Annotated in this window: 26 protein-coding genes; 13 read left to right on the top strand and 13 right to left on the bottom strand. The window is 68.4% G+C overall.

Going from position 1 to position 26,781, the window contains the following annotated elements; translation table 11 throughout:
- Positions 1–99: 99 nt before the first annotated feature.
- Positions 100–600, top strand: a complete 501-nt coding sequence (locus tag WT60_RS16005) for an Lrp/AsnC family transcriptional regulator (protein ID WP_038750805.1) — start codon at positions 100–102, stop codon at positions 598–600.
- Here the strand turns inward: WT60_RS16005 and WT60_RS16000 are convergent.
- On the bottom strand, positions 587–1,102 hold the full coding sequence (locus WT60_RS16000) for a flavin reductase family protein (RefSeq protein ID WP_038750802.1): 516 nt from the start codon (positions 1,100–1,102) through the stop codon (positions 587–589). The genes WT60_RS16005 and WT60_RS16000 overlap by 14 nt on opposite strands.
- A 363-nt stretch (positions 1,103–1,465) precedes the next feature.
- Between WT60_RS16000 and msrA the strand changes: the two genes are divergently transcribed.
- The gene (msrA, locus tag WT60_RS15990) at positions 1,466–2,023 is read left to right on the top strand and encodes a peptide-methionine (S)-S-oxide reductase MsrA (protein WP_059581389.1); all 558 of its coding nucleotides are present in this window, start codon (positions 1,466–1,468) and stop codon (positions 2,021–2,023) included.
- A 24-nt stretch (positions 2,024–2,047) separates the two neighbouring features.
- On the opposite strand, the gene WT60_RS15985 is transcribed toward msrA, so the two are convergent.
- From WT60_RS15985 to pdxH, 3 genes are all read right to left on the bottom strand, one after another.
- The gene (locus WT60_RS15985) at positions 2,048–3,475 is read right to left on the bottom strand and encodes a DUF72 domain-containing protein (RefSeq protein ID WP_060356369.1); all 1,428 of its coding nucleotides are present in this window, start codon (positions 3,473–3,475) and stop codon (positions 2,048–2,050) included.
- A 27-nt stretch (positions 3,476–3,502) separates the two neighbouring features.
- Positions 3,503–4,723: a cyclopropane-fatty-acyl-phospholipid synthase family protein gene (locus tag WT60_RS15980; protein WP_038750794.1), complete on the bottom strand. Its 1,221-nt coding sequence runs from the start codon at positions 4,721–4,723 to the stop codon at positions 3,503–3,505.
- 133 nt (positions 4,724–4,856) lie between these two features.
- Positions 4,857–5,501 (bottom strand): pyridoxamine 5'-phosphate oxidase, encoded by a 645-nt coding sequence (pdxH, locus tag WT60_RS15975; protein WP_038750791.1) that lies wholly within the window; start codon positions 5,499–5,501, stop codon positions 4,857–4,859.
- A gap of 133 nt (positions 5,502–5,634) precedes the next feature.
- Between pdxH and tcdA the strand changes: the two genes are divergently transcribed.
- Entirely contained in the window at positions 5,635–6,528 is an 894-nt protein-coding gene (gene tcdA, locus WT60_RS15970; RefSeq protein WP_059581397.1) for a tRNA cyclic N6-threonylcarbamoyladenosine(37) synthase TcdA, read from the top strand.
- 304 nt (positions 6,529–6,832) lie between these two features.
- Here the strand turns inward: tcdA and trxA are convergent, their stop codons facing one another.
- Together trxA and WT60_RS15960 are read right to left on the bottom strand one after the other, a co-directional pair.
- Positions 6,833–7,681: a thioredoxin gene (gene trxA / locus WT60_RS15965; RefSeq protein ID WP_059581400.1), complete on the bottom strand. Its 849-nt coding sequence runs from the start codon at positions 7,679–7,681 to the stop codon at positions 6,833–6,835.
- A gap of 52 nt (positions 7,682–7,733) precedes the next feature.
- Positions 7,734–8,615, bottom strand: coding sequence for a pirin family protein (locus WT60_RS15960; protein WP_038750783.1), 882 nt, complete (start codon positions 8,613–8,615; stop codon positions 7,734–7,736).
- Between the two features lie 194 nt (positions 8,616–8,809).
- On the opposite strand from WT60_RS15960, the gene WT60_RS15955 reads away from it, so the two are divergent.
- The gene (locus WT60_RS15955) at positions 8,810–9,694 is read left to right on the top strand and encodes an EamA family transporter (protein WP_038750875.1); all 885 of its coding nucleotides are present in this window, start codon (positions 8,810–8,812) and stop codon (positions 9,692–9,694) included.
- Between the two features lie 629 nt (positions 9,695–10,323).
- Here WT60_RS15955 and WT60_RS15945 read toward each other — a convergent pair.
- Both WT60_RS15945 and tsaE read right to left on the bottom strand, forming a co-directional pair.
- Positions 10,324–11,880 (bottom strand): N-acetylmuramoyl-L-alanine amidase, encoded by a 1,557-nt coding sequence (locus WT60_RS15945; RefSeq protein ID WP_059581412.1) that lies wholly within the window; start codon positions 11,878–11,880, stop codon positions 10,324–10,326.
- Positions 11,874–12,428, bottom strand: a complete 555-nt coding sequence (gene tsaE, locus WT60_RS15940; RefSeq protein WP_038752136.1) for a tRNA (adenosine(37)-N6)-threonylcarbamoyltransferase complex ATPase subunit type 1 TsaE — start codon at positions 12,426–12,428, stop codon at positions 11,874–11,876. The genes WT60_RS15945 and tsaE overlap by 7 nt, the downstream gene beginning before the upstream one ends.
- 17 nt (positions 12,429–12,445) lie before the next feature.
- Here tsaE and queG point away from each other — a divergent pair, with 17 nt between their 5' ends.
- From queG to xerD, 3 genes are all read left to right on the top strand, one after another.
- Entirely contained in the window at positions 12,446–13,675 is a 1,230-nt protein-coding gene (gene queG / locus WT60_RS15935) for a tRNA epoxyqueuosine(34) reductase QueG (RefSeq protein WP_038752134.1), read from the top strand.
- A 71-nt stretch (positions 13,676–13,746) separates the two neighbouring features.
- Positions 13,747–14,214 carry a methylated-DNA--[protein]-cysteine S-methyltransferase gene (locus WT60_RS15930; protein ID WP_059581421.1) on the top strand — a complete coding sequence of 156 codons (468 nt, stop codon included), beginning with the start codon at positions 13,747–13,749 and terminating at the stop codon, positions 14,212–14,214.
- Positions 14,214–15,215, top strand: coding sequence for a site-specific tyrosine recombinase XerD (gene xerD / locus WT60_RS15925; protein WP_059581425.1), 1,002 nt, complete (start codon positions 14,214–14,216; stop codon positions 15,213–15,215). The genes WT60_RS15930 and xerD overlap by 1 nt, the downstream gene beginning before the upstream one ends.
- A 192-nt stretch (positions 15,216–15,407) precedes the next feature.
- Here xerD and WT60_RS15920 read toward each other — a convergent pair whose 3' ends face one another.
- Entirely contained in the window at positions 15,408–16,970 is a 1,563-nt protein-coding gene (locus WT60_RS15920) for an AMP-binding protein (RefSeq protein WP_060356353.1), read from the bottom strand.
- A gap of 140 nt (positions 16,971–17,110) precedes the next feature.
- On the opposite strand from WT60_RS15920, the gene ybaK reads away from it, so the two are divergent.
- Positions 17,111–17,602, top strand: coding sequence for a Cys-tRNA(Pro) deacylase (ybaK, locus tag WT60_RS15915; RefSeq protein WP_038752123.1), 492 nt, complete (start codon positions 17,111–17,113; stop codon positions 17,600–17,602).
- A 109-nt stretch (positions 17,603–17,711) separates the two neighbouring features.
- Positions 17,712–18,320 carry a glycerol-3-phosphate 1-O-acyltransferase PlsY gene (gene plsY, locus WT60_RS15910; RefSeq protein WP_038752120.1) on the top strand — a complete coding sequence of 203 codons (609 nt, stop codon included), beginning with the start codon at positions 17,712–17,714 and terminating at the stop codon, positions 18,318–18,320.
- Positions 18,321–18,985: 665 nt separating this feature from the next.
- Here the strand turns inward: plsY and WT60_RS15900 are convergent.
- Positions 18,986–19,471, bottom strand: coding sequence for a YajQ family cyclic di-GMP-binding protein (locus tag WT60_RS15900; RefSeq protein ID WP_038752114.1), 486 nt, complete (start codon positions 19,469–19,471; stop codon positions 18,986–18,988).
- 136 nt (positions 19,472–19,607) lie between these two features.
- Here WT60_RS15900 and murB point away from each other — a divergent pair, with 136 nt between their 5' ends.
- Positions 19,608–20,657: a UDP-N-acetylmuramate dehydrogenase gene (murB, locus tag WT60_RS15895; protein WP_059643533.1), complete on the top strand. Its 1,050-nt coding sequence runs from the start codon at positions 19,608–19,610 to the stop codon at positions 20,655–20,657.
- Between the two features lie 159 nt (positions 20,658–20,816).
- Here the strand turns inward: murB and argF are convergent, their stop codons facing one another.
- Complete coding sequence (argF, locus tag WT60_RS15890; protein ID WP_038752108.1) at positions 20,817–21,746, bottom strand: ornithine carbamoyltransferase; 930 nt, start codon at positions 21,744–21,746, stop codon at positions 20,817–20,819.
- Positions 21,747–22,160: 414 nt separating this feature from the next.
- On the opposite strand from argF, the gene WT60_RS15885 reads away from it, so the two are divergent.
- Positions 22,161–22,484 carry a DUF3579 domain-containing protein gene (locus WT60_RS15885; RefSeq protein WP_038752104.1) on the top strand — a complete coding sequence of 108 codons (324 nt, stop codon included), beginning with the start codon at positions 22,161–22,163 and terminating at the stop codon, positions 22,482–22,484.
- Positions 22,485–22,688: 204 nt separating this feature from the next.
- Here the strand turns inward: WT60_RS15885 and rpsT are convergent, their stop codons facing one another.
- Positions 22,689–22,967 carry a 30S ribosomal protein S20 gene (gene rpsT / locus WT60_RS15880; protein WP_059581448.1) on the bottom strand — a complete coding sequence of 93 codons (279 nt, stop codon included), beginning with the start codon at positions 22,965–22,967 and terminating at the stop codon, positions 22,689–22,691.
- Positions 22,968–23,135: 168 nt separating this feature from the next.
- Between rpsT and murJ the strand changes: the two genes are divergently transcribed.
- Both murJ and WT60_RS15870 read left to right on the top strand, forming a co-directional pair.
- A complete protein-coding gene (gene murJ, locus WT60_RS15875; protein WP_317135473.1) occupies positions 23,136–24,842 on the top strand; it encodes a murein biosynthesis integral membrane protein MurJ in 1,707 nt (568 codons plus the stop codon).
- 9 nt (positions 24,843–24,851) lie between these two features.
- Positions 24,852–25,694 (top strand): SirB1 family protein, encoded by an 843-nt coding sequence (locus WT60_RS15870; protein WP_038752096.1) that lies wholly within the window; start codon positions 24,852–24,854, stop codon positions 25,692–25,694.
- 271 nt (positions 25,695–25,965) lie between these two features.
- Here the strand turns inward: WT60_RS15870 and WT60_RS15865 are convergent, their stop codons facing one another.
- On the bottom strand, positions 25,966–26,724 hold the full coding sequence (locus WT60_RS15865; protein WP_038752093.1) for an SDR family NAD(P)-dependent oxidoreductase: 759 nt from the start codon (positions 26,722–26,724) through the stop codon (positions 25,966–25,968).
- Between the last annotated feature and the right edge of the window lie 57 nt (positions 26,725–26,781).

Genomic DNA, 26,781 nt, shown 5'->3' with positions numbered 1-26,781 from the left:
ATGATAGGCAAACACGCGAAGCAAGTGCTTGCGAAATAAGCATGGACAATCCACCAATATGGCAGATAATTCGAATTAGATCTAAAACGGAGACCAAAAATGCATGCGATCACGCTGGACGCAACCGATTGCCGTATTCTCGCGGTCCTTCAGCAGGAAGGACGGATCAGCAACCTCGATCTGGCCGAGCGCATTGCGCTGTCGCCGTCCGCCTGCCTGCGGCGGATGCGGCTGCTCGAAGAGCAGGGGGTGATCGAACGCTATCGCGCGTGCCTGAGCCGCGAGAAGCTTGGGTTCGAGCTGGAGGCGTTCGTGCAGGTGTCGATGCGCAACGACCAGACGCAATGGCACGAGCGCTTCGCGGAGGCGGTGCGCGAGTGGCCGGAGGTGGTCGGCGCGTTCGTCGTGACGGGTGAGACGCACTACCTGCTGCGCGTGCTCGCGCACAACCTGAAGCACTACTCCGATTTCGTGCTGAACCAGTTGTACAAGGCGCCCGGCGTGCTCGATATCCGCTCGAACATCGTGCTGCAGACGCTGAAGGACGAGGCGGGGCCGCCCGTCGCGCTCGCGCGCACGGGCGCCGTCAAAGCTTTGTGAGGCGGTGGAAGACGCCGTTCTGGAACACGAGCGGCGCGAGCGCCGCGGCGTCGGGGTGCACGCCGCAGCGCTCGACCTCGCCGACGAAGATCACGTGGTCGCCTTCGTCGTAGCGGCTGCGGTTGTGGCATTCGAACCACGCGAGCGCGCCGTCGAGCACGGGCATGCCGGTGTCGCCCGCCGCGTGCGACACGCCTTCGAAGCGGTTGCCCTTGAGCGTCGCGAAGCGCATGCACAGATCGTGCTGCGACGCGGAGAGCACGTTGACGACATAATGGCTGTTCGTGCGGAACACCGGCATCGACGCCGACTTGTGCGCGAGGCTCCACAGCACGAGCGGCGGATCGAGCGACACCGAGTTGAACGAACTCGCGGTGATGCCGATCAACTGGCCGGACGGCGCGCGCGTCGTGACGACGGTCACGCCGGTCGCGAACTGGCTGAGGGCTTGGCGGAACGCGGCGGCGTCGAAGTTCGGCGGGCTGGCCTGTGCGTGTTTCATCGTGTGACGGCCTCGAGCGACGAAGGCGTGGTGCGGTGAGCGGAACGGGCGGCGGCGCCGAATGCGCAATGGCGGGAAGTGAGCAGGACGGTCATCGGAATATTCGTCTGGTTGGGACCGATTTTAGCGGAATCGCGCGGCGCTGCGACGGGCCGTCGCGCCCGGCGAGTGGTCGATGCCACATTTTTCGCGGAATGCGGCGCGCGTCGATGTGCGAACGGCGCGTGCCGGCGCGGCGCGAACGCGCGTGCGGCCGCCGCAACGATGCGGCGCGCGGCGATGCTTGGCGCATGCGCTTCGAGCGCGTCCGCGCGCGGCGTGCGAAACGCACGTAACGAACATAACGAACGAAAGGAAACCGATATGAGCGAAGCAACGAACGAAGTCGCGACGCTGGGCGGCGGCTGTTTCTGGTGCCAGGAAGCGGTGTTTCTCGACATCGACGGCGTGACGGCCGTGGAATCGGGCTATGCGGGCGGCCACACGCGCAACCCCGGCTATCACGACGTGTGCGACGGCGACACGGGCCACGCGGAAGTCGTCAACGTGACGTTCGATCCGAGCCGGATCGGCTATCGCGACATCCTCGAAATCTTCTTTGCGACCCACGATCCGACGCAGTTGAACCGCCAGGGCAACGACGTCGGCACGCAGTACCGCTCGGCGATCTTCACGCACTCGGACGCGCAGCGTGACACCGCGCTCGACGTGATCCGCACGCTCGAGCGCGACAAGCTGTACGACGATCCGATCGTCACGCAAGTCGGGCCGCTGAACGGCAATTACTGGCCCGCGGAGGCGTATCACCAGAACTACTACGCGCAACATCCGGGGCAGGGCTACTGCGCGGTCGTGATCGGGCCGAAGCTCGCGAAGTTTCGGCAGAAGTTCGCGCATCGGCTGAAGTCGCGCGGCGCGTGACGGCGCGGGCGCCGCCGCCGCGCGCTACGCCGCCTCGCTGCGCCAGCGCGCGCACGCGGCCGCGATTTCCTTCGCGAGCGCGATGCACGACAGCGGCGCCGACCCTTCCGCCTTGTTGTTCACGGTGATGAGCACCGGCTGCCCCGCGAGCACGTAGCGCGCCGCGAGTTCGGCGAGCGCCGAGCGCGTGTGCGGGTCCTCGTCGACGAGCCGGTCGAACGGCTCGTACTTCGCCTTCGCCTGTTCGTACTTGAAGCCGCCGTGCAGGCTCCAGCGCACGATGAGCGGGCCCGACGGATCGCCGTCGAGGAGCGCGAGCGCCGCCGCCTGGCGCAGCGGGTCCGGCATCTTCGCGTGCAGCCCGACGCAGTAGCGCACGCCCGCCGCCGCGAGCGCGCGGATGAAGCGCGGCGTCAAAAGGCTCGCGTCGCGGATCTCGACCGCGTAGCGCGGGCCGTCCGGATCGTCCGGCAGCGGCGGCAGCGCGCCGAGGAACGCGCTCAGGCGATCGACGAGCGCGGCCGGATCGGCGAGCAGCGTGTCGGGCAGCGGCGGGAACTGGAACACGAGCGCGCCCGCTTTGTTGCCGAGGCCTTCGAGGCACGGGCGCACGAATTCGTCGGCGGCGAGCCGCGCGTTCAGGAACGCCGGATTCGGGCCGGTCGGCTCGCCGCGCGCGCCGCGCAGCACGGCGTCGGTGACGAGCGCCGGCGCCTTGACGACGAAGCGGAAATCGTCCGGCACCTGCTGCGCATAGCGCAGATAGTCGGCCACCGTGAGCGGCGCGTAGAACGAGCGGTCGAGACTCACGCTCTTCAAAAGCGGATGCGCGGCGTACGCTTCGAGGCCTTCACGCGACAGCTTCGACTGCGCGTAGTCGTCGCCGTAGACGATGTCCTTCCAGCCGGGGAAATACCACGACGACGTGCCGAGCCGCACGCGCGGCGGCAGCTCGCGCGCGGCGGCGGCGACGTCGTCCGAGATCGCGGCGGGCGCGACGCCGCGCCGGCGTGCGCGCTTTTTCGGCGGGGCGGGACGCGGCGTGTCGAAGCCGGGGAGCGTGGGCGTCGCGTCGGCGTCGGCCGGTGCGTCGGCGCGGTCGGCTTCCGTTCCGGGTTGGGGATCAGCGTCGGCGTCGGCATCGGCATCGCGGCCGCCGTTCGCACCGTCGCCCGCGTCTGTACCGGCGTCGGCCGCGGGCCCGGCAGTCCGCGCGGCGGCCGGCGGCGTATCGCTTGACGCCGCGTCGCGCTTCGCGTCGCGCGGCTTGCCGCCCGGTGCGCGCTTGCGCTTCGCGCCTGACGCGGAATCTGACGAGGACGAGGACGGCGAAGCAGGGCCCGGCGAAGCAGGCGGCAGCGGCTGCGCCCCGAACAGGTCGAACTGATCGCCTTGCGCGTCTTCTTGTCGTGTCGGCGGCGCAGGTTTGCGCCGCGTGCTGCCGTCACCCATCCGTCATCGCTGAAAGGCGCCGCCCTTCTAGCGCGGCAGCGCGTGTTGGTACATGTAGCGCCGCGACCACGGCAGCGTCTTCGCGCTCTGCCCGGCCTTGCGGCACACGATCTGGAAGATCGACACGTCGTCGTGCTCGAACGCATACGCGCAGCCGGCCAGGTACACGCGCCAGATGCGGAATTTTTCGTCGTCGACGAGCTTTCTGGCTTCCTCGGCCTTCGCCTCGAAGTTCTCGGTCCAGATGTCGAGCGTGCGCGCATAGTGCCGCCGCAGGCTCTCGACGTCAATCGCCTCGAGCCCGCCGCGCTGCGCCGCTTCGAGCGCGAGGCTGATGTGCGGCAGCTCGCCGTCCGGGAACACGTAGCGGTCGATGAACTCGCCGCCGCCGAGCGCCGTCTCGCCGCTTTCCGCGTCCGTCGACGTGATGCCGTGGTTCATCGCGACGCCGTCGTCGGCGAGCAGCTCGCGGATGCGCGAGAAGTAGAGCGGCAGGTTCTTGCGGCCGACGTGCTCGAACATCCCGACGCTCGTGATCCGGTCGAACTGGCCTTCGACGTCGCGATAGTCCTGCAGCCGGATCTCGATCTTGTCTTCGAGGCCCGCCCGCTTCACGCGCTCGGTCGCGAGATCGAACTGGTTCTGCGAAAGCGTGACGCCGACGCAGCGCGCGCCGAACTTGCCCGCCGCACGCAGCACGAGCGCGCCCCAGCCGCAGCCGATGTCGAGCAGGCGCTGGCCCGGCTGCACGTGGATCTTCGTGAGGATGTGGTCGATCTTCTTGATCTGCGCGGTGCCGAGGTCTTCGTCGCCGTTCTCGAAATACGCGCACGAGTAGACCATGTTCTCGTCGAGCCACAGCTTGTAGAACGCGTTCGACACGTCGTAGTGATACTGGATCGCCTTCTTGTCGGAATTCTTCGAGTGGTTGAAGTAGCGCCGCACGCGCGCGAGCTTGCTCGCGTTCGTCACCGTGCTGCGCGCGAGCGAATAGCCGATGTTGATGATGTCGGCGAGCTTGCCTTCGATGTCGATCTTGCCCTTCACGTACGCCTCGCCGAGATTGTCGAGGCTCGGCTCGAGCAGCAGCGGCAGCGCCGACGCGTTGTTGACCTTCAGCGTCACCTGCGGCGCGGCGAACGTGCCGAAATCGAGTTGCTGTCCGTTCCAGAGGACGAGGCGCGCCGGAATGTTCGACGTCTCCCGTACTTCGTCCGCCCACTGTGCCAGTTTCTTTTCCCAGAACATTTGGAATCCCCTTTTGTTCGTTGAAACGAAATACAGCCAAGTTGTCGGGCGGGCGGCCGGCGTGCTAAAACGCCGGCCGCCCGCGAGCAAAACGAAATGCACGGCAGGGCGGACGCGGGCGCGCCGCGGCGAGTTACGGCGCGAGGCGCGAGATTTTCCAGCCGCTCGCCGACGCGCCATCGCGCGCGTACAGCAGGCGGTCGTGGAGCCGCGACGGGCGGCCCTGCCAGAATTCGATCGAGCTCGGCACGAGACGGTAGCCGCCCCAGTGCGGCGGGCGCGGCGGATTTTCGCCGAAGCGCGTGCTGATTTCCTTCTCGCGCGCTTCGAGCGACGCCCGGTTCTCGATCACCGCGCTCTGGTCGGACGCCCACGCGCCGATGCGCGAGCCGAGCGGCCGCGATGCGAAATAACGGTCGCTTTCTTCTTCGCTCGTCTTCTCGATGCGTCCTTCGACGCGCACCTGCCGCTCGAGCTCGATCCAGTAGAAGAGGAGCGCCGCGTGCGGGTTGCGCGCGAGTTCGCGCCCCTTGCGGCTCTCGTAGTTCGTGAAGAACACGAAGCCGCGCTCGTCGACGCCCTTGATGAGGACGATCCGCGCGGACGGCCGGCCGGATTCGTCGACGGTCGCGAGCGTCATCGTGTTGGGCTCGGGCAGTTGCGCGCTGAGCGCTTCCTTGAACCAGACGTCGAACTGGACGAACGGATTCGGGTTCACGTCCGCGACGTCGAGCGACGCGCGGGAGTAGTTGGTGCGGAGATCGGCAAGTGTCGTCATTGGTGTGCGAACGCTCAATCGGGGCCAGTATAGCGAAGGTGGAAAAATCCTGCGTTGCAGTGGTTCGGCGTGTGTTCGCCGCCGGCCGATCAGGCAAAATAGCGGGCTGTCCCTCGCCTTTCGTTCAGCTTGTATGTCACGTACCGACGCCATTGCGACGCCTCACGATCTTACTCCGCAGCCATCCGGGCAGCTTGACGCCGATCGGGCGCGGCGCTTCGGCGGCGTCGCGCGGCTCTACGGCGCCGGCGCGCTCGCCGCGTTCGAGCGCGCGCGCGTCGCCGTGATCGGCATCGGCGGCGTCGGCTCGTGGGCGGCCGAGGCGCTCGCGCGCAGCGCTATCGGGGAACTGACCCTGATCGACCTCGACAACGTCGCTGAAAGCAACACGAACCGGCAGGTCCACGCGCTCGACGGCAACTACGGCAAGCCGAAGGTCGACGCGATGGCCGAGCGGATCGCGCTCATCGATCCGGCTTGCCGGGTCGTGAGGATCGAGGATTTCGTCGAGCCGGACAATCTCGACGCGCTGCTCGGCGGCGGCTTCGATTACATCGTCGACGCGATCGACAGCGTGCGCACGAAGGTGGCGCTGATCGCGTGGTGCGTCGCGCGTGGGCAGCCGCTCGTCACGGTCGGCGGCGCGGGCGGGCAGCTCGATCCGACCCGCATCCGGATCGACGATCTCGCGCAGACGATCCAGGACCCGCTGCTGTCGAAGGTGCGCGCGCAGTTGCGCAAGCAGCACGGCTTTCCGCGCGGGCCGAAAGCGAAATTCAAGGTGAGCGCCGTCTATTCGGACGAGCCGCTCATCTATCCGGAGGCGGCCGTGTGCGACGTCGACGACGTCGCGCAGCACACGGCGACGCACGCGCACGCGCCCGGGCCGACGGGGCTCAATTGCGCGGGCTTCGGTTCGAGCGTGTGCGTGACCGCGAGCTTCGGGTTCGCGGCGGCGGCGCACGCGCTGCGGGCGCTCGCGGCGCAGGCGGCGCGGGCGGGGCAGGCGGGGCAGGCGGGGCGGTAACGCCCGCGGTGGCCGGCTGGCGCCGCCGGATTTGCCTTCGGTGTTCGTTGAAATGGCGTTGGCGGCGCGCACGCACGACGCGCGGCGCGCACCGTCGGCCTCACGCCGGCGTGCGCGCCTTCGCCGCACATGCAGCGCCGGGCGGCGCAACCTTCGCGCAATTCTGCTGCGCAACGACCGAGCGACGGCCGAGCAACGACCGAGCGACCGCCGCGCAATCCCGCCGAAAGAAAAAAGCGGCGGACGCGCAACGCGCGCGCCGCCGCATGGCCGCTCCGGCCTTAGCTTGTCGTTACCCGTTTGGTCAGTTCAGCGCCGCGCTCAGCCTGCGCCGCCACGCCGATACGAGCGCGGGCTCGTCCGCCGCGAGCTCGAACACCGAAATCATCGTCTTGCGGCCGACGTCGTCGCCGAACGTCCGGTCGCGCCGGACGATTTCCAGCAACTGCTCGAGCGCGCCTTCGTACGCGCGCCGCGCGATCAGGCTCTGCGCGAGGTCGAAGCGCGCTTCGAGATCGCCGGGGTTGCTCGCGATCCGCGCTTCGAGCGCGTCGGTCGGGGGCAGATCGGCCGTCGCGTCGAGCGCGTCGAAGCGCGTCTTGATCGCCTGGTAGCGCGCGTCGGCGCCGCCCGTCGCTTGCGGCGACAGGCGCGCGGTTTCCGCGCGCGCGTCGTCGATCCGGTTCAGCGCGAGCAGCAGCTCGACGAAATCGAGGCGCGCTTCGTCATAGCCGGGATTCAGCGCGAGCGCGTTCTCGAGGTGCGAAATCGCGTCGTCGATCCGCTCCTCGGCGAGCGCGACCTGCGCCGCGCGGCGCTCGGCCTCGTCGGGCGCGGGCACGAGGCGGTCGAGGAACGCGCGCAGCTGCCCTTCGGGCAGCACGCCGACGAACTGGTCGACGGGACGCCCGTCCGCGAACGCGATCACGTGCGGAATGCTGCGCGTCTGGAAGTGCGCGGCGAGCTCCTGGTTCTCGTCGACGTTCACCTTGACGAGCTTCCAGCGGCCTTCGTACTCGCGCTCGAGCTTTTCGAGCAGCGGGCCGAGCGTCTTGCACGGGCCGCACCAGGGAGCCCAGAAATCGACCAGCACGGGGGCGGCAAGCGATGCTTCGATGACGTCTCGTTCGAAAGTGGCGAGCGTGGTGTCCATGGCGTCCTCGTTAGGGTAGGTGGATGCACAGTGAGGGTGCGCGGCCGTTTTTTCAATGCGCGCGACGCTCGGGCAGCGCGATCCAGTCGGCTTCGCCGGGTACGGTCCCCATCTCCTGCGCCGTCCACGCGCGCTTTGCGCGCTCGATCAGCTCGCGCGAGCTCGCGACGAAATTCCATTCGATGAAGCGCTCGCCGTCGAGCTTGTCGCCGCCGAGCAGCATCGCGCGCGCGCCGCCCGCGCTCGCGAGCGCAATCCGTGCGCCCGGCGCGAGCACGGCCATCTGCGCGGCCTCGAGCGGCGCGCCGTCGACCGTCAGGTCGCCGTCGACGAGATACACCGCGCGCTCTTCGTGATCGGCGTCGAGCGCGAGCGAGGCGCCCGGCGCGAACGCGGCCGCGACGTACAGCGTGCGCGAGAACGTCGTGACGGGCGAGCGTGCGCCGAACGCGTCGCCCGCGATCACCGTCAGCGCGACGCCGTCGCGCTCGAGCTTCGGCAGCGTCGCGGCCGCGTGATGCTCGAACGACGGCTCGCGGGCTTCGTGCTCGAGCGGCAGCGCGACCCAGGTCTGGATGCCGTGCACCGTTTGCCCGCGCGCGCGCTCGTCGTCGGGCGTGCGTTCCGAGTGGACGATGCCGCGCCCGGCCGTCATCCAGTTGACGTCGCCCGGCACGATCTTCTGCACGGAGCCTAGGCTGTCGCGGTGCATGATCGCGCCGTCGAACAGGTAGGTGACGGTCGCGAGGCCGATGTGCGGATGCGGGCGCACGTCGAGGCCCGCGCCCGGCGGCTGCGCGGCGGGGCCCATGTGGTCGAAGAAGATGAACGGGCCGACGGTGCGCGCGGCGAGCGCGGGCAGCGTGCGGCGCACGGTCAGGTTGCCGATGTCGCGGACGTGCGGCTTCAGGAGGGCTTTGATCGAGTCGGTCATGGCGGGAGGCGTTCGAAGCGTTCGGGGCGTTTTGAGTGTTCGTGCGGCGGATGGGGGATGCGGTCCATTGTAACGGCGTCGCGGCGGATGCGGCGGCGCGCACGCGCGCGCCGCCGCCGCCGCCGCCGTCTGCAAGCTTGGCGAAACGCCGGTAGACTCGACGATTCGCGCAAAAAAAACGCATGGAGACGACGATGGCCCCGAAAGACCTGTTGCTGGCGCTGGTGGTGATCCTGGCGTGGGGCGTGAACTTCGTCGTGATCAAGGTGGGGCTGCACGGCGTGCCGCCGATGCTGCTCGGCGGGCTGCGCTTCCTGCTCGCGTCGGTGCCCGCGGTGTTTTTCGTGCGCCGGCCGCAGATTCCGTGGCGGCTCCTCGCGCTGTACGGATCGACGATCCTGCTCGGCCAGTTCGTGTTCCTGTTTTCCGCGATGTACGTCGGGATGCCGGCCGGGCTCGCGTCGCTCGTGCTGCAGGCGCAGGCGTTCTTCACGCTGTTCTTCGCGATGCTCGTGCTCGGCGAGCGGCTGCGCGCGCAGAATCTCGCGGGCCTCGCGATCGCCGCGATCGGCCTCGTCGCGATCGCCGTGCAGGGCGGCCGCGGCATGACGCTCGCGGGTTTCCTGCTGACGATCGGCGCGGCGGCGCTGTGGGCGCTCGGCAATGTCGTGACGAAGAGGATCGGCAAGGTGGATCTCGTGTCGCTCGTCGTCTGGGCGAGCCTCGTGCCGCCCGTGCCGTTCTTCGTCTTGTCGTACTGGTTCGAGGGGCCGCAGCGGATCGAGGCCGCGCTGACGTCGCTGTCGGGCGCGTCGATTTTCGCGGTCGTCTATCTCGCATTCGTCGCGACGCTGCTCGGCTACGGGCTGTGGAGCCGCCTGCTGTCGCGTTATCCGGCCGGGCAGGTCGCGCCGTTCTCGCTGCTCGTGCCGGTCGTCGGCCTCGCGTCGTCGGCGCTGCTGCTCGGCGAGCAGCTCACGCACGCGCAGCTCGCGGGCGCCGCGCTCGTGATGGCCGGGCTCGCGGTCAACGTGTTCGGCGATCGCGTCGTGCGGCGGTTCTTCGCGGCGGCGTCTTGAGCGCGGCGCGGGTTTCGGCTGCGATGGGCGAGTAAGCAGGCAGGGCAAAGGTGGGGTGCGGCTCGGCGACGTGCGGCGGGCGCGCCGGTTCGGCAATCGCGGCGGGATCGGCCGATCAGCGCATCGGCCGATCTCGGCTCGGCATCGGCTCGGCATCGGCTCGGCATCGGCATCGGCATCGGCATCGGCATCGGCATCGGCATCGGCATCGGCATCGGCATCGGCATCGGCATCGGCATCGGCATCGGCATCGGCATCGGCATCGGCATCGGCATCGGCATCGGCGACAGCGAATGGCGGAGATCGTTCGAAATTGACGGTTGCGCGTGGCGATTCGTTAGCGTCGACGGCCGGCGTCGACGGCATCGACGGCAGGTCGACTTGACGGCCGTTGAGCGTCGAGTCAGCGCGACGCGAGCCGGCCGTGTGAATCGGCGCGCGTGAAGCGACGTGTGCGAAGCGACGCGCGTGATGTGCGAAGCAGCGCGAATCGATACGCGTGAAGCGATGCGCGTCGGGCCGCTCGGAAGAAGAAACGGAGCCGGCGCGCGGGCGTCCCGCTTGCATGGAGACGACGGGCGGCGCGGCCACGGCGTCGCCCGCCGCCCGCCGCCCGCCGCGCCCGCGGCTTACGTCATCCGGCTCTTCGCGAGCGGCGGATTCGCCGCGAAATAGCGCTTGATCCCGCGAAAGATCGCGTCGGCCATCTGGTCGCGGTACGCGTCGTCGTTCAGCCGGCGCTCTTCGTCCGGATTGCTGATGAACGCGGTTTCGACGAGGATCGACGGAATGTCGGGCGCTTTCAGCACCGCGAACCCCGCCTGCTCGACCGAGCCCTTGTGCAGCTTGTTGATGCCGCCGACTTCGCGCAGCACGTAGTTGCCGTAGCGCAGCGAATCGCGGATCTGCGCGGTCGTCGACATGTCGAAGAGCGCGCGGTTCACCGCGACGTCCTGCGTCTTGATGTTGATCCCGCCGATCAGATCCGACGAGTTCTCCTTGTTCGCGAGCCAGCGCGCGGCCGCGCTCGACGCGCCGTGATCCGACAGCGCGAACACCGACGAGCCGCGCGCGGACGGCGTCGTGAACGCGTCCGCGTGGATCGACACGAACAGATCCGCGCCGACGCGCCGCGCCTTTTGCACGCGCACGTTCAGCGGCACGAAGAAGTCGGCGTCGCGGGTCATCATCGCGCGCATGTTCGGCGCGGCGTCGATTTTCGCGCGCAGCTTCTTCGCGATGTCGAGCGCGACGTGCTTCTCGTACGTGCCGCCGCCGCCGATCGCGCCCGGGTCCTCGCCGCCGTGGCCCGGATCGATCGCGACCGTCAGCAGGCGCACGGTGCCGCGGCCGGACTTCGGCGCGGTGAACGCGTAGGTGTCGGCGTCGCCCGAATCGTCGTCGTCGTTCTTGCGCGCGATGACGGGCGGCGGCTTGACCGCGGGCCGCGACGGCGCGACGGGCGGCGGCGTTTGCGCGAGCGGCGGATTGGCGGCGGCGCCGGGCGCCGGGCGCGCCGCGTGCGCGGGCGGCGGGCCGTTCTGCGCGAAGCGCTGGAAGAATGCGTCGCTGTTGTCGGTCGCGGCGGGCGGCGCGGCGGTCGGGCCGTTGAGCGCGGCCGTCGGCGGCTGCGCCTGCTGCGCGCGCAGCGTGTCGTTCAACTGCTGCTCCTTGCGTTCCGTCTGCGCGATCAGGTCGGACAGCGGATCGGGCGCGACGGCCGGATACAGGTCGAACACGAGCCGGTACTTGTAGGTGCCGACGGGCGGCAGCGTGAACACCTGCGGCTTCACCGAGCCCTTCAGGTCGAACACCATCCGCACGACGTGCGGCTGATACTGGCCGACCCGCACCGACTGGATCTGCGGATCGTTCGGCGCGATCTTCGATACGAGGTCGCGCAGCGCCTGGTCGAGCTCGAGGCCGTTCAGGTCGACGACGAGCCGGTCCGGCCCTTGCAGCAACTGCTGCGTGTTCTGCAGCGGCTGGTCCGATTCGATCGTCACGCGCGTGTAGTCGCGCGCGGGCCACACGCGCACGCCGAGCACGGAGCTCGCGTGCGCGAGGCGCGGCAGCGCGAGCCCGAGCACGAGCGTCGACGCGCCGGCGCGCAGGATCTGCCGGCGTCGCCAGTTATGGGTCGCGGTGGCCGCCGATTCGATCGAGCGGAACGGTTTGATCAACATCTTTCGAGACATGCCTTTCCTGATGCGCTGTACGCCCGGGCGGTGAGGAGCCGGCCTTCGCCGTCCACCTCGAGCGAGAACACGAGATCCGGCACGCCGAGGAGCGCGCCCGCCCGCTGCGGCCATTCGACGATGCAGATCGCGCCGGAATTGAAATACTCGCGAAAGCCGGCGTCGGCCCATTCGGCCGGATCGCTAAAACGGTACAGATCGAAGTGATAGACCTCGAGTTCCCCATCGGAACGCGCGAGTGCGTACGGCTCGACGAGCGTGTAGGTGGGGCTCTTCACGCGGCCGGCGTGGCCGAGGCCGCGCAGCATCGCGCGCACGAGCGTCGTCTTGCCCGCGCCGAGATCGCCGTGCAGCTGGATCTGGAGGCCGTCGAACGCGTGCGCGGCGGCGCGCGCTTCGCGCATCGCGTCGAGCGCGTGCGCGAGGCGTTCGCCGAACGCGATCGTCGCCGCTTCGTCGGCGAGCGCGAGCGTGCGCTCGGCGAGCGGAGCGGGCAGGGTGGGCGCGGCATGCGCGTGGCTAGGCTGCTCGGGCATTCTCGTAAAATAGAGCGATGAACCGAATTCCGGAACTCGCAGTCGCAGATGCGCGCCCCTCGCACGACGGGCGCGCCGCGCCGTCTCGCCTCGACGATGCGAAGCTCGCCGAGCTCGCGTCGCGCATCAAGGCGTGGGGGCGCGAATTGGGTTTCGGGGCGATCGGCATCAGCGATACCGATCTCTCGGATGCCGAAGCAGGGCTCGCCGCCTGGCTGGAAGCCGGATGCCACGGCGAGATGGATTATATGGCCAAACATGGGATGAAACGCGCGCGGCCGGCCGAACTTGTGGCCGGCACGCGACGCGTGATCTCCGCGCGGCTCGCCTATCTGCCCGCCGCGACGCTCGGCGACGCGTCCGGCTCCGCAGGCGCTCGGCGCGACTGGCGCGCGCGCGAGGCGGCGCGCATCGCCGATCCGCAGGCGGCCGTCGTGTCCGTTTACGCGCGCGGCCGCGACTATCACAAGGTGCTGCGCAACCGGCTGCAGACGCTCGCCGAGCGGATCGAGGCCGAGATCGGCGCGTTCGGCCATCGCGTGTTCACCGATTCGGCGCCCGTGCTCGAAGTCGAGCTCGCGCAGAAGGCGGGCGTCGGCTGGCGCGGCAAGCACACGCTGCTGTTGCAGCGCGACGCGGGCTCGTTCTTCTTCCTCGGCGAGATCTACGTGGACGTGCCGCTGCCGACCGATGCGCAGACTGCGCCCGACCTCGCGCCCGAGACGCCGGGCGCGCACTGCGGCAGTTGCACGCGCTGCATCGGCGCGTGCCCGACCGGCGCGATCGTCGCGCCGTACCGCGTCGACGCGCGGCGCTGCATCTCCTATCTGACGATCGAATTGCACGGCAGCATCCCCGAGCCGCTGCGCCCGCTCATCGGCAATCGCGTGTACGGGTGCGACGACTGTCAGCTCGTGTGCCCGTGGAACAAGTTCGCGCAGGCTGCGCCCGTTGCCGATTTCGACGTGCGGCACGGGCTCGATCGCGCATCGCTCGTCGAGCTGTTCGGTTGGACTGCCGAGCAATTCGACGAACGCATGCAGGGCAGCGCGATTCGCCGGATCGGCTATGAGCGCTGGCAGCGCAATCTCGCGGTGGGCCTCGGCAATGCGTTGCGCGCGGCGCCCGGCAGCGTCGAGCCTGCCGCGCGCGCGGCGATCGTCGCGGCGCTGCGCGCGCGCTCGGGCGACCCGTCGGTGTCCGCGCTCGTGCGCGAGCACGTCGACTGGGCGCTGCGCGCCGCGTGAAGGCGGCGTAAAGTGACGGTTTGGCGGGCGGCCGGCGCGTCGTGCGTGCGCGCCCCTTTCTGGAGACAACGATGTTCAACGCGGTAATCGATGCGCCGTTCGGCAAGATGGGCATTCGCACCGATGCGTCGGTCGTGCGCGAGATCGTCTATTTGCCCGAATCGATGAAGAGCGTTGCGCCGGACACGACGCTCGCGAAACGGGCCGTGCGCCAGATCGAGCGTTATTTCGAGCGCGCGTCGGCCGGTTTCGACCTGCCGCTCGCGGAAGTCGGCACGCCGTTCCAGCATCGCGTGTGGAGCGCGATCGGCGCGATTGCGCCCGGCGTCGTACTGACCTACGGGCAGCTCGCGAAGCAGATCGGCAGCGCGCCGCGCGCGGTCGGCCAGGCATGCGGGGCGAATTATTTTCCGCTCGTGATCCCGTGTCACCGCGTTGTCGCGTCGGGCGGGATCGGCGGCTTCGCGAACCACGACGACGAAGGCTACTACCTCAAGGTCAAGCGCTGGCTGCTCGCGCATGAGGGCGTGCGGTACTGATGGCGCGCGCAGCACGGGTTCCCGAGGCCGACATGGCGGCCGCCGATGCCGAGCGCGCGCTTGCGCCGTCGGCGGACCGTCCGTCCGGCGAACTGGCCGCGTCGCCCGCGTGGGTCGACAGCCGAGCGTCGATCGATCTGTTCTGCGATGCGATGTGGCTCGAGCACGGGCTGTCGCGCAACACGCTCGATGCGTACCGGCGCGATCTGCAGCTCTTCGCGCAGTGGCTGGCCGCGCGGCACGCGGTGAGCGTCGATCATGCGAGCGAGCCGATGCTGACGGGCTACATCGCGGCGCGCAGCGACGGCAAGGCGACGTCGTCGAATCGCCGGTTGTCGGTGTTTCGGCGCTACTACGGCTGGGCGGTGCGCGAGCATCGCGCGACTGTCGATCCGACGCTCAGGATCGCGTCGGCGAAGCAGGCGCCGCGTTTTCCGTCGACGCTGTCCGAGGCGCAAGTCGAGGCGCTGCTCGCCGCGCCGGACGTCGACACGCCGCTCGGCTTGCGCGACCGCACGATGCTCGAGCTGATGTACGCGAGCGGGCTGCGCGTGAGCGAGCTCGTCACGCTGAAGACGGTCGAGGTCGGCTTGAACGAGGGCGTCGTGCGCGTGACGGGCAAGGGCTCGAAAGAGCGGCTCGTGCCGTTCGGCGAAGTCGCGCACGGCTGGATCGAGCGCTATCTGCGCGACGCGCGGCCCGCGCTGCTCGGCGCGCGCGCGGCCGATGCGCTGTTCGTGACCGCGCGCGGCGACGGCATGACGCGCCAGCAGTTCTGGAACATCATCAAGCGCCACGCGCAGCAGGCGGAAGTTCGCGCGCATCTGTCGCCGCACACGCTGCGGCACGCGTTCGCGACGCATCTGCTGAACCACGGCGCGGACCTGCGGGTCGTGCAACTGCTGCTCGGCCATAGCGACATCTCGACGACGCAGATCTACACGCACGTCGCGCGCGAGCGGTTGAAGACGCTGCATGCGGCGCATCATCCGCGCGGATGAGGCTTGCACGGTGCGGTTGCGAGGGCGGTGGGCGTTCGCATCGGATACATCGGATACGTCCGATGAGTTCGATGTATCAGACGCATCGAGGCGCGCATCGCGTGCGAATTCGGCGTTTCGCAGCCGCGGGATATCCGATGGCTCGCGGGCCGCACGCGCCGGCCGCCGGTGCGGCGCGCGGGCCGCGTTTCGTCATAGCATCTCGCGCAGCCGGTGCTTGAGCACCTTGCCCGTCGACGCGGCCGGCAGCGCGGCGAGCGTGCGAATTCGCGCGGGGCGCTTGTACGGCGCGAGGCGCGTCGCGCACCAGACTTTCAGATCGTCCTCGGTCGCGGCCGCGTTCGGCGCGAGCTCGACGAACGCGATCACGTCCTCGTTGCCTTCGATCGCGCGCCCGATCACGGCCGACTGGACGACGTCCGGATGCGCGTTCAGCGCCTGCTCCACTTCGGCGGGATAGACGTTGAAGCCCGAACGAATGATGAGCTCCTTGCTGCGGCCGGCGATCGTCACGGCGCCGTCGTCGCCCGCGTGTGCGAGGTCGCCCGTCTTCAGCCAGCCGTCCGCCGTGACGGCCGCGCGCGTGCCTTCCGGATCGCGGTAGTAGCCGAGCATCACGTTCGGCCCGCGCACCCACAGCTCGCCGACTTCGCCCGGCGCGACGTCGGCGCCGCACGTCGTGCAGAGGCGCACGGCGACGCCCGGGATCGGCACGCCGACCGAGCAATCGGCGCGCGGCGCGTCGATCGGCGTTTGCGTGATCGTCGGGCTGCTTTCGGTCATTCCGTAGCCGTTGTGAAGCGGCAGGCCGTAGACACGTTCGACGCGCGCCTTCAGATCGGCGTCGAGCGGCGAGCCGCCCGAGTAGATGAAGCGCAGATGCGGCGCGCGCCACGCGTGCCCGTGCGTGCGCAGATGCTCGAGCAGCTTTGCGTGCATCGCGGGCACACCCTGAAAAATCGTGACGCACTCGTCGACGAGCGCGCGGCGCAATGCCTGCGGCGAGAAGCGGGGCGCGAGCCTGAGCGTCGCGCCCGCATAGAGGCTGCCGAGGCATACCGACGCGAGCCCGTAGACGTGCGACACGGGCAGCACCGCGTAGACGACGTCGGTCGGCGCGACGCGCCGCTGTGTGCTCGACACGGCCGCGACGAACAGCAGGTTGCGGTGCGACAGCATCACGCCCTTCGGCGCGCCGGTCGTGCCGGTCGTGTAGATGAGCGCCGCGCACTGGTGCGCGGCGTCGGTTTCGACCGGCTCTGCGCGCGCGTTCGCATCGATCGTGTACGACCACGCGCCGATGTCGGGCGTGAGCGGCGCGGCCGGCTGCGCGCCGCTGCGTTCGGCGTGCGCGCTTGCATCGGGCGACGTGCCGGTGACGAACGCGATCAGGCGCGGTCGCGCGTGTGCGGCGATCGCTTCCAGCTCGGCTGCCGCGAGGCGCGCGTTCGATGTGATCGCCCATGCGTCGAGCCTTGTCGCGGCGAGCAGCAGCACGATCTGCGCGACGCTGTTCTCCGCGACGATCATCACGCGGTCGCCGGCTTGCACGCCGAGCGCGCGCAGCCGGTCGGCCGCGGCGTCGATCGCGCGCGCAAGCTGCGCGTACGTGAGCGCGCGCGCGTCCTCGATCAGCGCGACGTGATCGGGCGCGTGTTCGGCGATGCGCGCGGGCAGCGCCGCAATTCGCGGCGGCAGGGCGGCGAGCAGCGCGTCGACGTCGATCGTCGGGCCGGCGGTGAATTGGGTCGTCATGGTATCTCCGGTTGATCGGCGCGAGCGCGGTGCCGCGCAGTTGCCGACCGTGTGGCGACGATCGTGCCATGCGTCCGTCGCGCGGACAATCTGCCATTCGGACAATAGTCCCGCGCGCCGCCTGCAATTAAAATGCGCACATGAGCAAATCCAAACACGTTTCCGAAACGCCCGCGACGCAGTTCCTGCGCCGACACGGCGTCGCGTTCGACGAGCACGTCTACGAGTACGTCGAACACGGCGGCACGTCCGAGTCGGCGCGCCAACTGGGCGTCGACGAGCACGCTGTCGTCAAGACGCTCGTGATGGAGGACGAGCACGCGAAGCCGCTCGTCATCCTGATGCACGGCGATCGCACGGTGTCGACGAAGAATCTCGCGCGGCAGATCGGCGCGAAGCGCGTCGAACCGTGCAAGCCGGAAGTCGCGAACCGGCATTCGGGCTACCTCGTCGGCGGCACGTCGCCGTTCGGTACGAAGAAGGCGATGCCCGTCTACGTCGAATCGTCGATTCTCGAGTTGCCGTCGATCTACCTGAACGGCGGCCGCCGCGGCTATCTCGTGAGCGTTGCGCCCGTGGTGCTGACGACGCTGCTGAACGCGCGGCCCGTGCAATGCGCGAGCGTCGACTGAGGGTTTCACCCGCGTGGCGCGCCGCGCCGCTTCGGTAGAATGAGCGCCGCCGCGGCTTCGCGATCGAGGCCGTTCAATCCATCCATACGTTGAAACAAGAGTCCTTCGCATGCAGATCCTGCTCGCTACCGTCGCCGCCTATCTGATCGGATCGGTGTCGTTCGCCGTCGTCGTCAGCGCCGCGATGGGGCTCGCCGACCCACGCTCGTACGGCTCGAAAAACCCCGGCGCGACCAACGTGCTGCGCAGCGGCAACAAGGGGGCCGCGATCCTCACGCTCGTCGGCGATGCGTTCAAGGGCTGGCTCGCAGTCTGGCTCGTCAGGCGCTTGGGCATCGGCGGCGAGATCGGCGTCGCGCTTTCGGCGATCGCCGTGTTTCTCGGCCACCTGTACCCGGTGTTCTTCCGCTTCCAGGGCGGCAAGGGCGTCGCGACCGCGGCAGGCGTGCTGCTCGCCGTGCATCCGGTGCTCGGCCTCGCGACCGCGCTGACCTGGCTCATCGTCGCGTTCTTCTTCCGCTATTCGTCGCTCGCGGCGCTTGTCGCCGCGGTGTTCGCGCCGGTTTTCGACGTGTTCCTGTTCGGCACGCGCAACAATCCGGTGGCTTGGGCGGTGCTCGCGATGAGCGTGCTGTTGATCTGGCGGCATCGCTCGAACATCTCGAAGCTCCTCGCCGGCGAGGAAAGCCGGATCGGGCAGAAGAAGACGGGCGCGTGAGTCGCGCCAATCCGGCCCGTGCGCTGGGATGAGGCACGCGGCGCGTGCCGGCGCCCGACCCATCGGGCCGAACGCGATCGGCGCCGTCACGGCGGCGCTGCGATGGCGGCCTGTGCGTTTCGGATTCGGACGTCGACTGCGTTCGCGAACGATCGATGCCACAGCTCGCGCAAGCGGCGTGCGAATGCGTATGAATGCGTGCGAATGCGCGCGGGACCGAACGGCACGCGTGGCGCGCTCGCGCATTCGTCGCTGCTGCGATGCGGATCGCTCGACGGCATCGAATGTCGAACGCGAATGCCGAAACGCATATGACGGAAGGGCTTGCGCGGCGCCGGCGACTGATTGCCCGGCGAACGTGGCATGCGGTCGATTCGGCCCGGTCATCCTGCCGTTCGTCACGCCGCGAGCGACGCGGCGGTCGTTGTGGCGTCATGCGGCGTCGTGCGGCGAGACGAGCGGCACGCCGATCTCTTGGATGCCCGATCCCGTCACGGTCAGCGCCCGCCGAATCGAAGCCGTCCTCCGCGATATGGCCGGCGAGTTACACGATCGGCGAGTTAGACGACCGGCGAGCCGCACGACGAGCGAGTTCCGCAACCGCCGAGCCCCACGACCGCCGAGCCCCACGACCGCCGACTTCCGCGGCCAACATCCTTCCGCCTTCAGTCGCGGAAATTGTTGAAATCGAGCGGCGTATCGGCCACTTCCTTGCGCAGCAGCGCGATCACGCTTTGCAGATCGTCGCGCTTCGCGCCCGACACGCGCACCGCGTCGCCCTGGATGCTCGCCTGCACCTTGATCTTGCTGTCCTTCACGATGCGCACGACCTTCTTCGCGAGGTCGCCCGACACGCCTTTCTTGATCGTCGCGACCTGCTTCACCTTGTCGCCGCCGATTTTCTCGATCTTGCCGTATTCGAGGAAGCGCACGTCGACGTTGCGCTTCGCCATCTTGCCGATGAGCACGTCCTTGACCTGGCCGAGCTTGAAGTCGTCGTCGGCGTAGAGCGTGAGCTCGCGCTCCTTCTGCTCGACGCGCGCGTCGGAGCCCTTGAAATCGAAGCGGGTCGAAATTTCCTTGTTCGACTGCTCGACTGCGTTTTTCACTTCGATCATGTTCGCTTCGGAAACGACGTCGAACGATGGCATGGCATTCTCCTGTAGGGCGTGCCGCGCGCGGCCTGCGCGCGGGCACTCGCTATAATTGCGGACTGACCGCCATTTTACCGGCGCCCCTAGATTTGCCCAAGGCCGCGGATTTGACCGTGTGCCGGCGCAACCGCGAATGCCGATGTCCCGTCCCGATTCCTCCGTTCAGTTGATTCCCGATTTTCCGCTGCGCGCGCACAACACGTTCGGCTTCGACGTGCGCGCGCGCCTTGCCGCGCGGATCGGCTCGCCCGCGCAGTTCGCTTCGCTCGCGCGCGATCCGCGCGTCGCGGGGCTCGACGTGCTCGTGCTCGGCGGCGGCAGTAATGTCGTGTTCACGGGCGACTTCGACGGCCTCGTGCTGCTCGACGAGATTCGCGGCCGCGCGCTCGTGCGCGAAGACGAAGGCGCGTGGTTCGTCGAGGCGGGCGGCGGCGAGAACTGGCATGCGTTCGTCGAATGGACGCTCGCCGAAGGGATGCCCGGGCTCGAGAATCTCGCGCTGATTCCGGGCACGGTGGGCGCCGCGCCGATTCAGAACATCGGTGCGTACGGGATCGAGATGAAGGAACATTTCGCGTCGCTGCGCGCGGTCGAGCTCGCAACGGGCGAGATCGTCGAATTCGACGCGCAGCGCTGCGCGTTCGGCTATCGCGACAGTTTTTTCAAGCGGGAAGGGCACGGCCGTTTCGCGATCGTGTCGGTGACGTTCCGGCTGCCGAAGGCGTGGACGCCGCGGCTCGGCTACGCGGACGTCGCGCGCGAGCTCGCCGCGCGCGGGATCGACGCGAGCCGCGCGAGCGCGCGCGACGTGTTCGACGCGGTTGTCGCGATCCGCCGCGCGAAGCTGCCCGATCCGCTCGAGCTCGGCAACGCGGGCAGCTTCTTCAAGAATCCGGTGATCGACGCGCAGGCGTTCGCCGCGCTGCGCGCGAGCGAGCCGGGCGTCGTGTCGTATCCGCAGCCCGACGGTCGAGTGAAGCTCGCGGCCGGCTGGCTCATCGACCGCTGCGGATGGAAGGGGCGCGCGCTCGGCGCGGCGGCCGTTCACGAGCGGCAGGCGCTCGTGCTCGTCAATCGCGGCGGCGCGTCGGGCGCCGACGTGCTCGCGCTCGCGCACGCGATTCGGCGCGACGTGCTCGAGCGCTTCGGCGTCGAGCTGGAGGCGGAACCCGTGTGTCTGTAGTAGGTAGTAGGCGGCTTGGCCGCGCGCCATCGACCATAAAAAAACCTCGCTGATTCACAGCGAGGTTTCTGGTCGCGCCGAAGGAGCGCGCCGGCGCCGCGATCCGCGGGCGCCGCGCTCGCGCGCTGGGCGGCAACGCGCGGCCGCCGCAGGCGCGCGTCAGTGGTTCAAGCGCCCGAGCAGCAGGAACTCCATCAGCGCCTTCTGCACGTGCAGGCGGTTTTCCGCCTCGTCCCACACGACGCTCTGCGGGCCGTCGATCACGCCCGCCGTCACTTCCTCGCCGCGGTGCGCGGGCAGGCAGTGCATGAAGAGCGCGTCGGGACTCGCGTGCGACATCATTTCCTCGTCGACGCACCAATCCGCGAACGCCTGCTTGCGCGCCTCGTTTTCCGCTTCGAAGCCCATGCTCGTCCAGACGTCGGTCGTGACGAGATCCGCGCCCCTGCACGCTTCGTTCGGATCGTCGAACACCTGGTAGAACGGCGCGCTTTCCGGGTCGACGAGCTTCGCGTCGAGCGCATAGCCGGGCGGCGTCGACAGCCGCAGCTTGAAGTCGAGGATGCGCGCGGCCTGAATCCACGTGTACAGCATGTTGTTCGCGTCGCCGACCCATGCGACCGTCTTGCCGCGGATCGGCCCTCGGTGCTCGTAATACGTGAAGATGTCGGCGAGCACCTGGCACGGGTGGTACTCGTTCGTCAGGCCATTGATCACCGGCACGCGCGAATTCTCGGCGAAGCGCTGGATGATGCCCTGCTCGAACGTGCGGATCATGATGATGTCGACCATCCGCGAGATCACCTGCGCCGAATCCTCGACGGGCTCGCCGCGGCCGAGCTGCGTATCGCGCGTGCTCATGAACACGGCGTGGCCGCCGAGCTGGAAGATCCCGGCTTCGAACGACAGGCGCGTGCGCGTCGAGCTCTTCTCGAAGATCATCGCGAGCGTGCGGTCGTGCAGCGGGTGATAGGTCTCGTAGTTCTTGAATTTGCGCTTCAGGATACCCGTGCGTTCGAGCACGTACTCGTAGTCTTCCAGCGAGAAATCCTTGAACTGCAGGTAGTGACGAATGGTTTTGGCGGTCATGAAACGAAACGCGGCGGACTCACCCGGCGGCCGATGCGCCGGACGGCGCCGCCGTCGGATGTGATAACTCGAAGCAGCATAAAGGATTTTTCACGCTTTGACGAGCCGCGCGCCCGCGCCGCCCGGCATGCGGGACGGCTTGCTGCCGGCTTGCGGCGCGCGCCCGACGCGACGCGCGATGGCGCGCTGCGGTATAATTTCGAAGTTTTCTCAAGCCCGGCGGGCAAGATTCATGCTTGGTCTGCCGGACACAATCGACCAAGGCGGCGGCTTGCCTGCGCGCGATGCGCCGCAAGCCGGAACGCACGTTCAGGCGGGCTCGTCGCGAGCCGCCGCGAAACCGCTTCCATTGTGTTCGAAGTGTCCAGGCGAAGCTTCGCCGGTGCACTGCTGGGCCGTCACTTGGGTACCCTCATGGCTGAAACTCTCCCGACCGAATATTTCATTCAGGGCATCACGAAAGATGGGAAGAAGTTTCGGCCGAGCGACTGGTCCGAACGTCTCGCCGGCGTGATGTCGTGCTACGGTCCGGGGGCGAGCGGGCCCAATGCCCGCCTTCAATATTCGCGCTATGTGCGCCCGACGCTGCTCGGTGACCTCAAGTGCGTGATCGTCGATTCCCGGCTGCGCGACATCGAGCCGATGGCGTTTGATTTCGTGATGAATTTCGCGAAGGACAACAACCTCGTCGTTACCGAGGCGTGCGAACTGCCCGATTACAGCAAGGCGCAGAAGTAAGCAATGCGCCGGCGCTCCGGCGGCGGGGCTCGGCGATCGCGTGGCGGTGGCGCCGCGGCAATCGCGCGCGACGGCCGCGGTTGGCGGAACATCGAGCGAAGTCGAAAGGCGCAGCGCGAAATCCAGCAAAAAAAGCCCGCGCGAAGCGGGCTTTTTCGTCGATCGCAGAGGAAACAGGGCGCCCGCCTCGCGGGCGCGCCGGATTTACTGCGCGGCTTGCGCCTGCAGGCCCTTGACGGCTGCGGCGAGGCGGCTCTTGCTGCGAGCGGCCTTGTTCTTGTGAACGATCTTCTTGTCGGCGATCGTGTCGATCGTCTTCGTGGCGGCCTTGAACAGATCGGCGGCCTTTGCCTGATCGCCGGCGTCGATCGCCTTGCGGACTGCCTTGATCGCGGTACGGAATTTCGAGCGCAGCGCCGAGTTGTGCGAGTTTGCCTTCGCAGCCTGGCGGGCGCGCTTGCGTGCTTGTGCGGAGTTAGCCATGACGGTTCCTTATCCTGTCCTGTTTCCAGAGCTTGGAGCCTGACGGCCAAGCGCTGCTTTTCGATCCGACTCCCGGAAGCGATTGTCTGGGAGCGCAAAAAAACGTCGGTTTTAACCGAGGCCGGCCGACACGCTTGACCGCGAAACGCCGCTCGCGCGACGCACGCAATGCGTATGACAGGCCCAGAAACCGGCAATTATAACAACAAAATCAAGCGAGTGGCAAGCGCAAGCCGCACCTGCCGGATCGCCCGCGCCGGGTCGTCCGCCTTTTCCTCGGACGTACCGGCCGCCGCCGCCCGAGGTCCGTATAATAAGCGCCCCATGAATCTATTCCGAGCCCTGCTGACGGTCAGCGGCTTCACGCTGCTGTCGCGCGTGACCGGACTGGCCCGCGAGACGCTGATCGCCCGTGCGTTCGGCGCCAGTCAATTCACCGACGCATTCTACGTTGCGTTCCGCATTCCGAACCTGTTGCGCCGGCTGTCCGCCGAGGGCGCGTTCTCGCAAGCGTTCGTGCCGATTCTCGCCGAGTTCAAGAATCAAAAAGGGCACGATGCGACGAAGGCGCTCGTCGACGCGATGTCGACCGTGCTCGCGTGGGCGCTCGCGTTCCTGTCGCTCGCCGGCGTCGCCGGTGCGTCGTGGGTCGTGTTCGCGGTCGCGTCGGGCCTGCGCGCGGACGGGCAGGCGTTCCCGCTCGCCGTCACGATGACGCAGATCATGTTCCCGTACATCGTGTTCATCTCGCTCACGACGCTCGCGTCGGGCGTGCTCAACACGTACAAGAGCTTTTCGCTGCCCGCGTTCGCGCCCGTGCTGCTGAACGTCGCGTTCATCGTCGCGGCGGTGTTCGTCGCGCCGCATCTGAAGGTGCCCGTCTACGCGCTCGCGTGGGCGGTGATCGCCGGCGGCGTGCTGCAGTTCGCGGTGCAGCTGCCGGGGCTGAAGAAGATCGACATGGTGCCCGCGATCGGCGTCAATCCGAGGCGCGCGCTCGCGCATCCGGGCGTGAAGCGCGTGCTCGCGAAGATGGTGCCCGCGACGTTCGCGGTGTCGGTCGCGCAGTTGTCGCTCATCATCAATACGAACATCGCGTCGCGGCTCGGGCAGGGCGCCGTGTCGTGGATCAACTACGCGGACCGGCTGATGGAGTTCCCGACCGCGCTGTTGGGCGTCGCGCTCGGCACGATCCTGCTGCCAAGCCTGTCGAAGGCGCACGTCGACGCCGATTCGGCCGAGTACTCCGCGCTCCTCGACTGGGGGCTGCGGGTCACGTTCCTGCTGGCGGCGCCGAGCGCGCTCGCGCTGTTCTTCTTCGCCGAGCCGCTGACGGCGACGCTCTTCAACTACGGCAAGTTCGACGCGCACACGGTCACGATGGTCGCGCGCGCGCTCGCAACGTACGGGATCGGCCTCGTCGGCATCATCCTCATCAAGATTCTCGCGCCCGGCTTCTACGCGAAGCAGGACATCAAGACGCCCGTGAAGATCGCGGTCGGCGTGCTCATCGTCACGCAGTTGTCGAACTACGTGTTCGTGCCGATCATCGGCCACGCGGGGCTCACGCTCAGCATCGGCGTGGGCGCGTGCCTGAATTCGCTCCTTCTGTTCATCGGGCTGCGCCGCCGCGGCATCTATCAGCCGTCGCCCGGCTGGCTGCGCTTCTTCGCGCAGCTCGCGGGGGCGTCGCTCGTGCTCGCGGGCGTGATGCACTGGCTCGCGATCAATTTCGACTGGACGGCGATGCGCGCGATGCCGCTCGAGCGGATCGCGCTGATGGCCGCCTGCCTCGTTCTGTTCGCTGCACTATATTTCGGTATGTTGTGGCTGATGGGTTTCAAATACGCGTACTTCAGACGGCGCGCCAAGTAACGGACCCCAATGACTCGCGTTCTCGACTATTTCAGTGCGCTCGTCGCGGAAGACGACGGCCTGCCGCTCACCGAGGCGGCGCTGTCGCTCGCGCTGGACGCCTATCCCGACGCGGATCTGCAGGGCGTCCTCGCGGAGCTCGACGCGCTCGCGGTGCGGCTCGTCAGGCGGCTGCCGGACGGCGCCGGCGCGAGCGACAAGCTCGCGCTCCTGAACGACTTCTTCTTCCGCGAGCTCGGCTTCGCGTGCAACCACAACGACTACTACGATCCGGACAACAGCTACCTGAACATGGTGCTCAAGCGCCGTCGCGGGATTCCGATCTCGCTCGCGGTGCTGTATCTGGAGCTCGCCGAGCAGGTTGGGGTGCCCGCGCGCGGCGTGTCGTTTCCCGGGCATTTCCTGCTGCGCATCGCGCTGCCGGACGGCGATGCGATCCTCGATCCGACGACGGGACGCTCGTTGTCGGAGACGGAGCTCGTCGAGATGCTCGAACCGTACGTCGCGCGCGCCGACGGCGGCGCGACGAGCATGCTGCGCGCGCTGCTGCAGCCGGCCACGGATCGCGAGATCGTCGCGCGGATGCTGAACAACCTGAAGGCCGTCTATCTGCAGACGGAACGCTGGCAGCGGCTGCTCGGCGTGCAGGAGCGGCTCGTGATCCTGCTGCCCGGGCAGCTCGACGAAGTGCGCGACCGCGGCTTCGCGTACGCGCGGCTCGACTATCTGCGCCCGGCGCTCGAGGATCTGGAGACGTATCTCGGCGAGCGGCCCGATGCGGCCGACGCGACGGTCGTCGAAGCGCAATTGAGCGAATTGCGGCAGCGGATGCAGCGCGACGACGACGATTGAGCGGCGAGCCGGCTGGGCAGCGGCCCGATGCCGGTGCGCGACGCCGGTGATCGGAGCGGCGCGACCGACGATGCGATGGAAGGATCGTCGCTCGCACCGCGCCTGCTTCGATGTCGCGTTCGAATCCGACGATTGACGTGATGACGACGTGACGACATGACGACATGACGACGCCCGCGGATGCCGACGCATCCAGCGGGCGTTTTTTTCGTGCCCGACGACGCGCCGCTCATGCGGCGCAGCCGGTGCCGCGCGCATGCGCGCGGCCGCATTACTTCGGTTGCATCCGGATCGCGCCGTCGAGGCGGATCACCTCTCCGTTGAGCATCGGGTTCTCGACGATCTGCTTGACGAGCATCGCGTACTCGGCCGGCTTGCCGAGGCGCGGCGGGAACGGCACCATCGCGCCGAGCGCGTCCTGCACTTCCTTCGGCATGCCGAGCAGCATCGGCGTTTCGAAGATGCCGGGTGCGATCGTCATCACGCGGATCGCGTTGCGCGACAGGTCGCGCGCGACGGGAAGCGTCATGCCCGCGACGCCCGCCTTCGACGCCGCGTACGCGGCCTGGCCGATCTGGCCGTCGAACGCCGCGACCGACGCGGTGCTGACGATCACGCCGCGCTCGCCCGTTTGCGTCGGCGCGTTCGCGGCCATTGCGGCGGCCGCGACGCGAATCATGTTGAACGTGCCGATCAGGTTCACGGTGATCGTTTTCGCGAACAGGTCGAGCGGGTGCGGGCCGTCCTTGCCGACCGTCTTCGCCGCGGGCGCGATGCCCGCGCAATTGACGAGCCCGCGCAGCGTGCCGAGCTTCGTCGCGGCGGCGACGGCCGCCTGCGCGTCTTCCTCGCGCGCGACGTCGCACTTGACGAACACGCCGCCCAGCTCGCGGGCGAGCGCTTCGCCCGCTTCCTGATTGAGGTCGGCGAGCACCACCTTGCCGCCCGCCTCGGTCAACAGGCGCGCGGTGCCCGCGCCGAGCCCCGATGCGCCGCCCGTGATCAGGAAGACGCTGTCGCGAATCTCCATGTTTGCTCCTTCTCCTTGGATTGGTACGAATGCCGATCGAATGTCGTGACGCGCCGT

The sequence above is a fragment of the Burkholderia sp. MSMB617WGS genome (assembly GCF_001532025.2).
In the GTDB taxonomy this organism is placed as follows: domain Bacteria; phylum Pseudomonadota; class Gammaproteobacteria; order Burkholderiales; family Burkholderiaceae; genus Burkholderia; species Burkholderia savannae.
The sequence above is the reverse complement of the archived record's forward strand: the minus strand, read 5'-3'. Positions and strand labels throughout refer to the sequence as shown.

What these genes read in the sequence shown, in the direction of transcription:
- WT60_RS16005 (WP_038750805.1), top strand. Translation starts at nt 100, where the DNA reads ATGCATGCGATCACGCTGGACGCAACCGATTGCCGTATTCTCGCGGTC.
- WT60_RS16000 (WP_038750802.1), bottom strand. Translation starts at nt 1,102, where the DNA reads ATGAAACACGCACAGGCCAGCCCGCCGAACTTCGACGCCGCCGCGTTC.
- msrA (WP_059581389.1), top strand. Translation starts at nt 1,466, where the DNA reads ATGAGCGAAGCAACGAACGAAGTCGCGACGCTGGGCGGCGGCTGTTTC.
- WT60_RS15985 (WP_060356369.1), bottom strand. Translation starts at nt 3,475, where the DNA reads ATGGGTGACGGCAGCACGCGGCGCAAACCTGCGCCGCCGACACGACAA.
- WT60_RS15980 (WP_038750794.1), bottom strand. Translation starts at nt 4,723, where the DNA reads ATGTTCTGGGAAAAGAAACTGGCACAGTGGGCGGACGAAGTACGGGAG.
- pdxH (WP_038750791.1), bottom strand. Translation starts at nt 5,501, where the DNA reads ATGACGACACTTGCCGATCTCCGCACCAACTACTCCCGCGCGTCGCTC.
- tcdA (WP_059581397.1), top strand. Translation starts at nt 5,635, where the DNA reads ATGTCACGTACCGACGCCATTGCGACGCCTCACGATCTTACTCCGCAG.
- trxA (WP_059581400.1), bottom strand. Translation starts at nt 7,681, where the DNA reads ATGGACACCACGCTCGCCACTTTCGAACGAGACGTCATCGAAGCATCG.
- WT60_RS15960 (WP_038750783.1), bottom strand. Translation starts at nt 8,615, where the DNA reads ATGACCGACTCGATCAAAGCCCTCCTGAAGCCGCACGTCCGCGACATC.
- WT60_RS15955 (WP_038750875.1), top strand. Translation starts at nt 8,810, where the DNA reads ATGGCCCCGAAAGACCTGTTGCTGGCGCTGGTGGTGATCCTGGCGTGG.
- WT60_RS15945 (WP_059581412.1), bottom strand. Translation starts at nt 11,880, where the DNA reads ATGTTGATCAAACCGTTCCGCTCGATCGAATCGGCGGCCACCGCGACC.
- tsaE (WP_038752136.1), bottom strand. Translation starts at nt 12,428, where the DNA reads ATGCCCGAGCAGCCTAGCCACGCGCATGCCGCGCCCACCCTGCCCGCT.
- queG (WP_038752134.1), top strand. Translation starts at nt 12,446, where the DNA reads ATGAACCGAATTCCGGAACTCGCAGTCGCAGATGCGCGCCCCTCGCAC.
- WT60_RS15930 (WP_059581421.1), top strand. Translation starts at nt 13,747, where the DNA reads ATGTTCAACGCGGTAATCGATGCGCCGTTCGGCAAGATGGGCATTCGC.
- xerD (WP_059581425.1), top strand. Translation starts at nt 14,214, where the DNA reads ATGGCGCGCGCAGCACGGGTTCCCGAGGCCGACATGGCGGCCGCCGAT.
- WT60_RS15920 (WP_060356353.1), bottom strand. Translation starts at nt 16,970, where the DNA reads ATGACGACCCAATTCACCGCCGGCCCGACGATCGACGTCGACGCGCTG.
- ybaK (WP_038752123.1), top strand. Translation starts at nt 17,111, where the DNA reads ATGAGCAAATCCAAACACGTTTCCGAAACGCCCGCGACGCAGTTCCTG.
- plsY (WP_038752120.1), top strand. Translation starts at nt 17,712, where the DNA reads ATGCAGATCCTGCTCGCTACCGTCGCCGCCTATCTGATCGGATCGGTG.
- WT60_RS15900 (WP_038752114.1), bottom strand. Translation starts at nt 19,471, where the DNA reads ATGCCATCGTTCGACGTCGTTTCCGAAGCGAACATGATCGAAGTGAAA.
- murB (WP_059643533.1), top strand. Translation starts at nt 19,608, where the DNA reads ATGCCGATGTCCCGTCCCGATTCCTCCGTTCAGTTGATTCCCGATTTT.
- argF (WP_038752108.1), bottom strand. Translation starts at nt 21,746, where the DNA reads ATGACCGCCAAAACCATTCGTCACTACCTGCAGTTCAAGGATTTCTCG.
- WT60_RS15885 (WP_038752104.1), top strand. Translation starts at nt 22,161, where the DNA reads ATGGCTGAAACTCTCCCGACCGAATATTTCATTCAGGGCATCACGAAA.
- rpsT (WP_059581448.1), bottom strand. Translation starts at nt 22,967, where the DNA reads ATGGCTAACTCCGCACAAGCACGCAAGCGCGCCCGCCAGGCTGCGAAG.
- murJ (WP_317135473.1), top strand. Translation starts at nt 23,136, where the DNA reads ATGCGTATGACAGGCCCAGAAACCGGCAATTATAACAACAAAATCAAG.
- WT60_RS15870 (WP_038752096.1), top strand. Translation starts at nt 24,852, where the DNA reads ATGACTCGCGTTCTCGACTATTTCAGTGCGCTCGTCGCGGAAGACGAC.
- WT60_RS15865 (WP_038752093.1), bottom strand. Translation starts at nt 26,724, where the DNA reads ATGGAGATTCGCGACAGCGTCTTCCTGATCACGGGCGGCGCATCGGGG.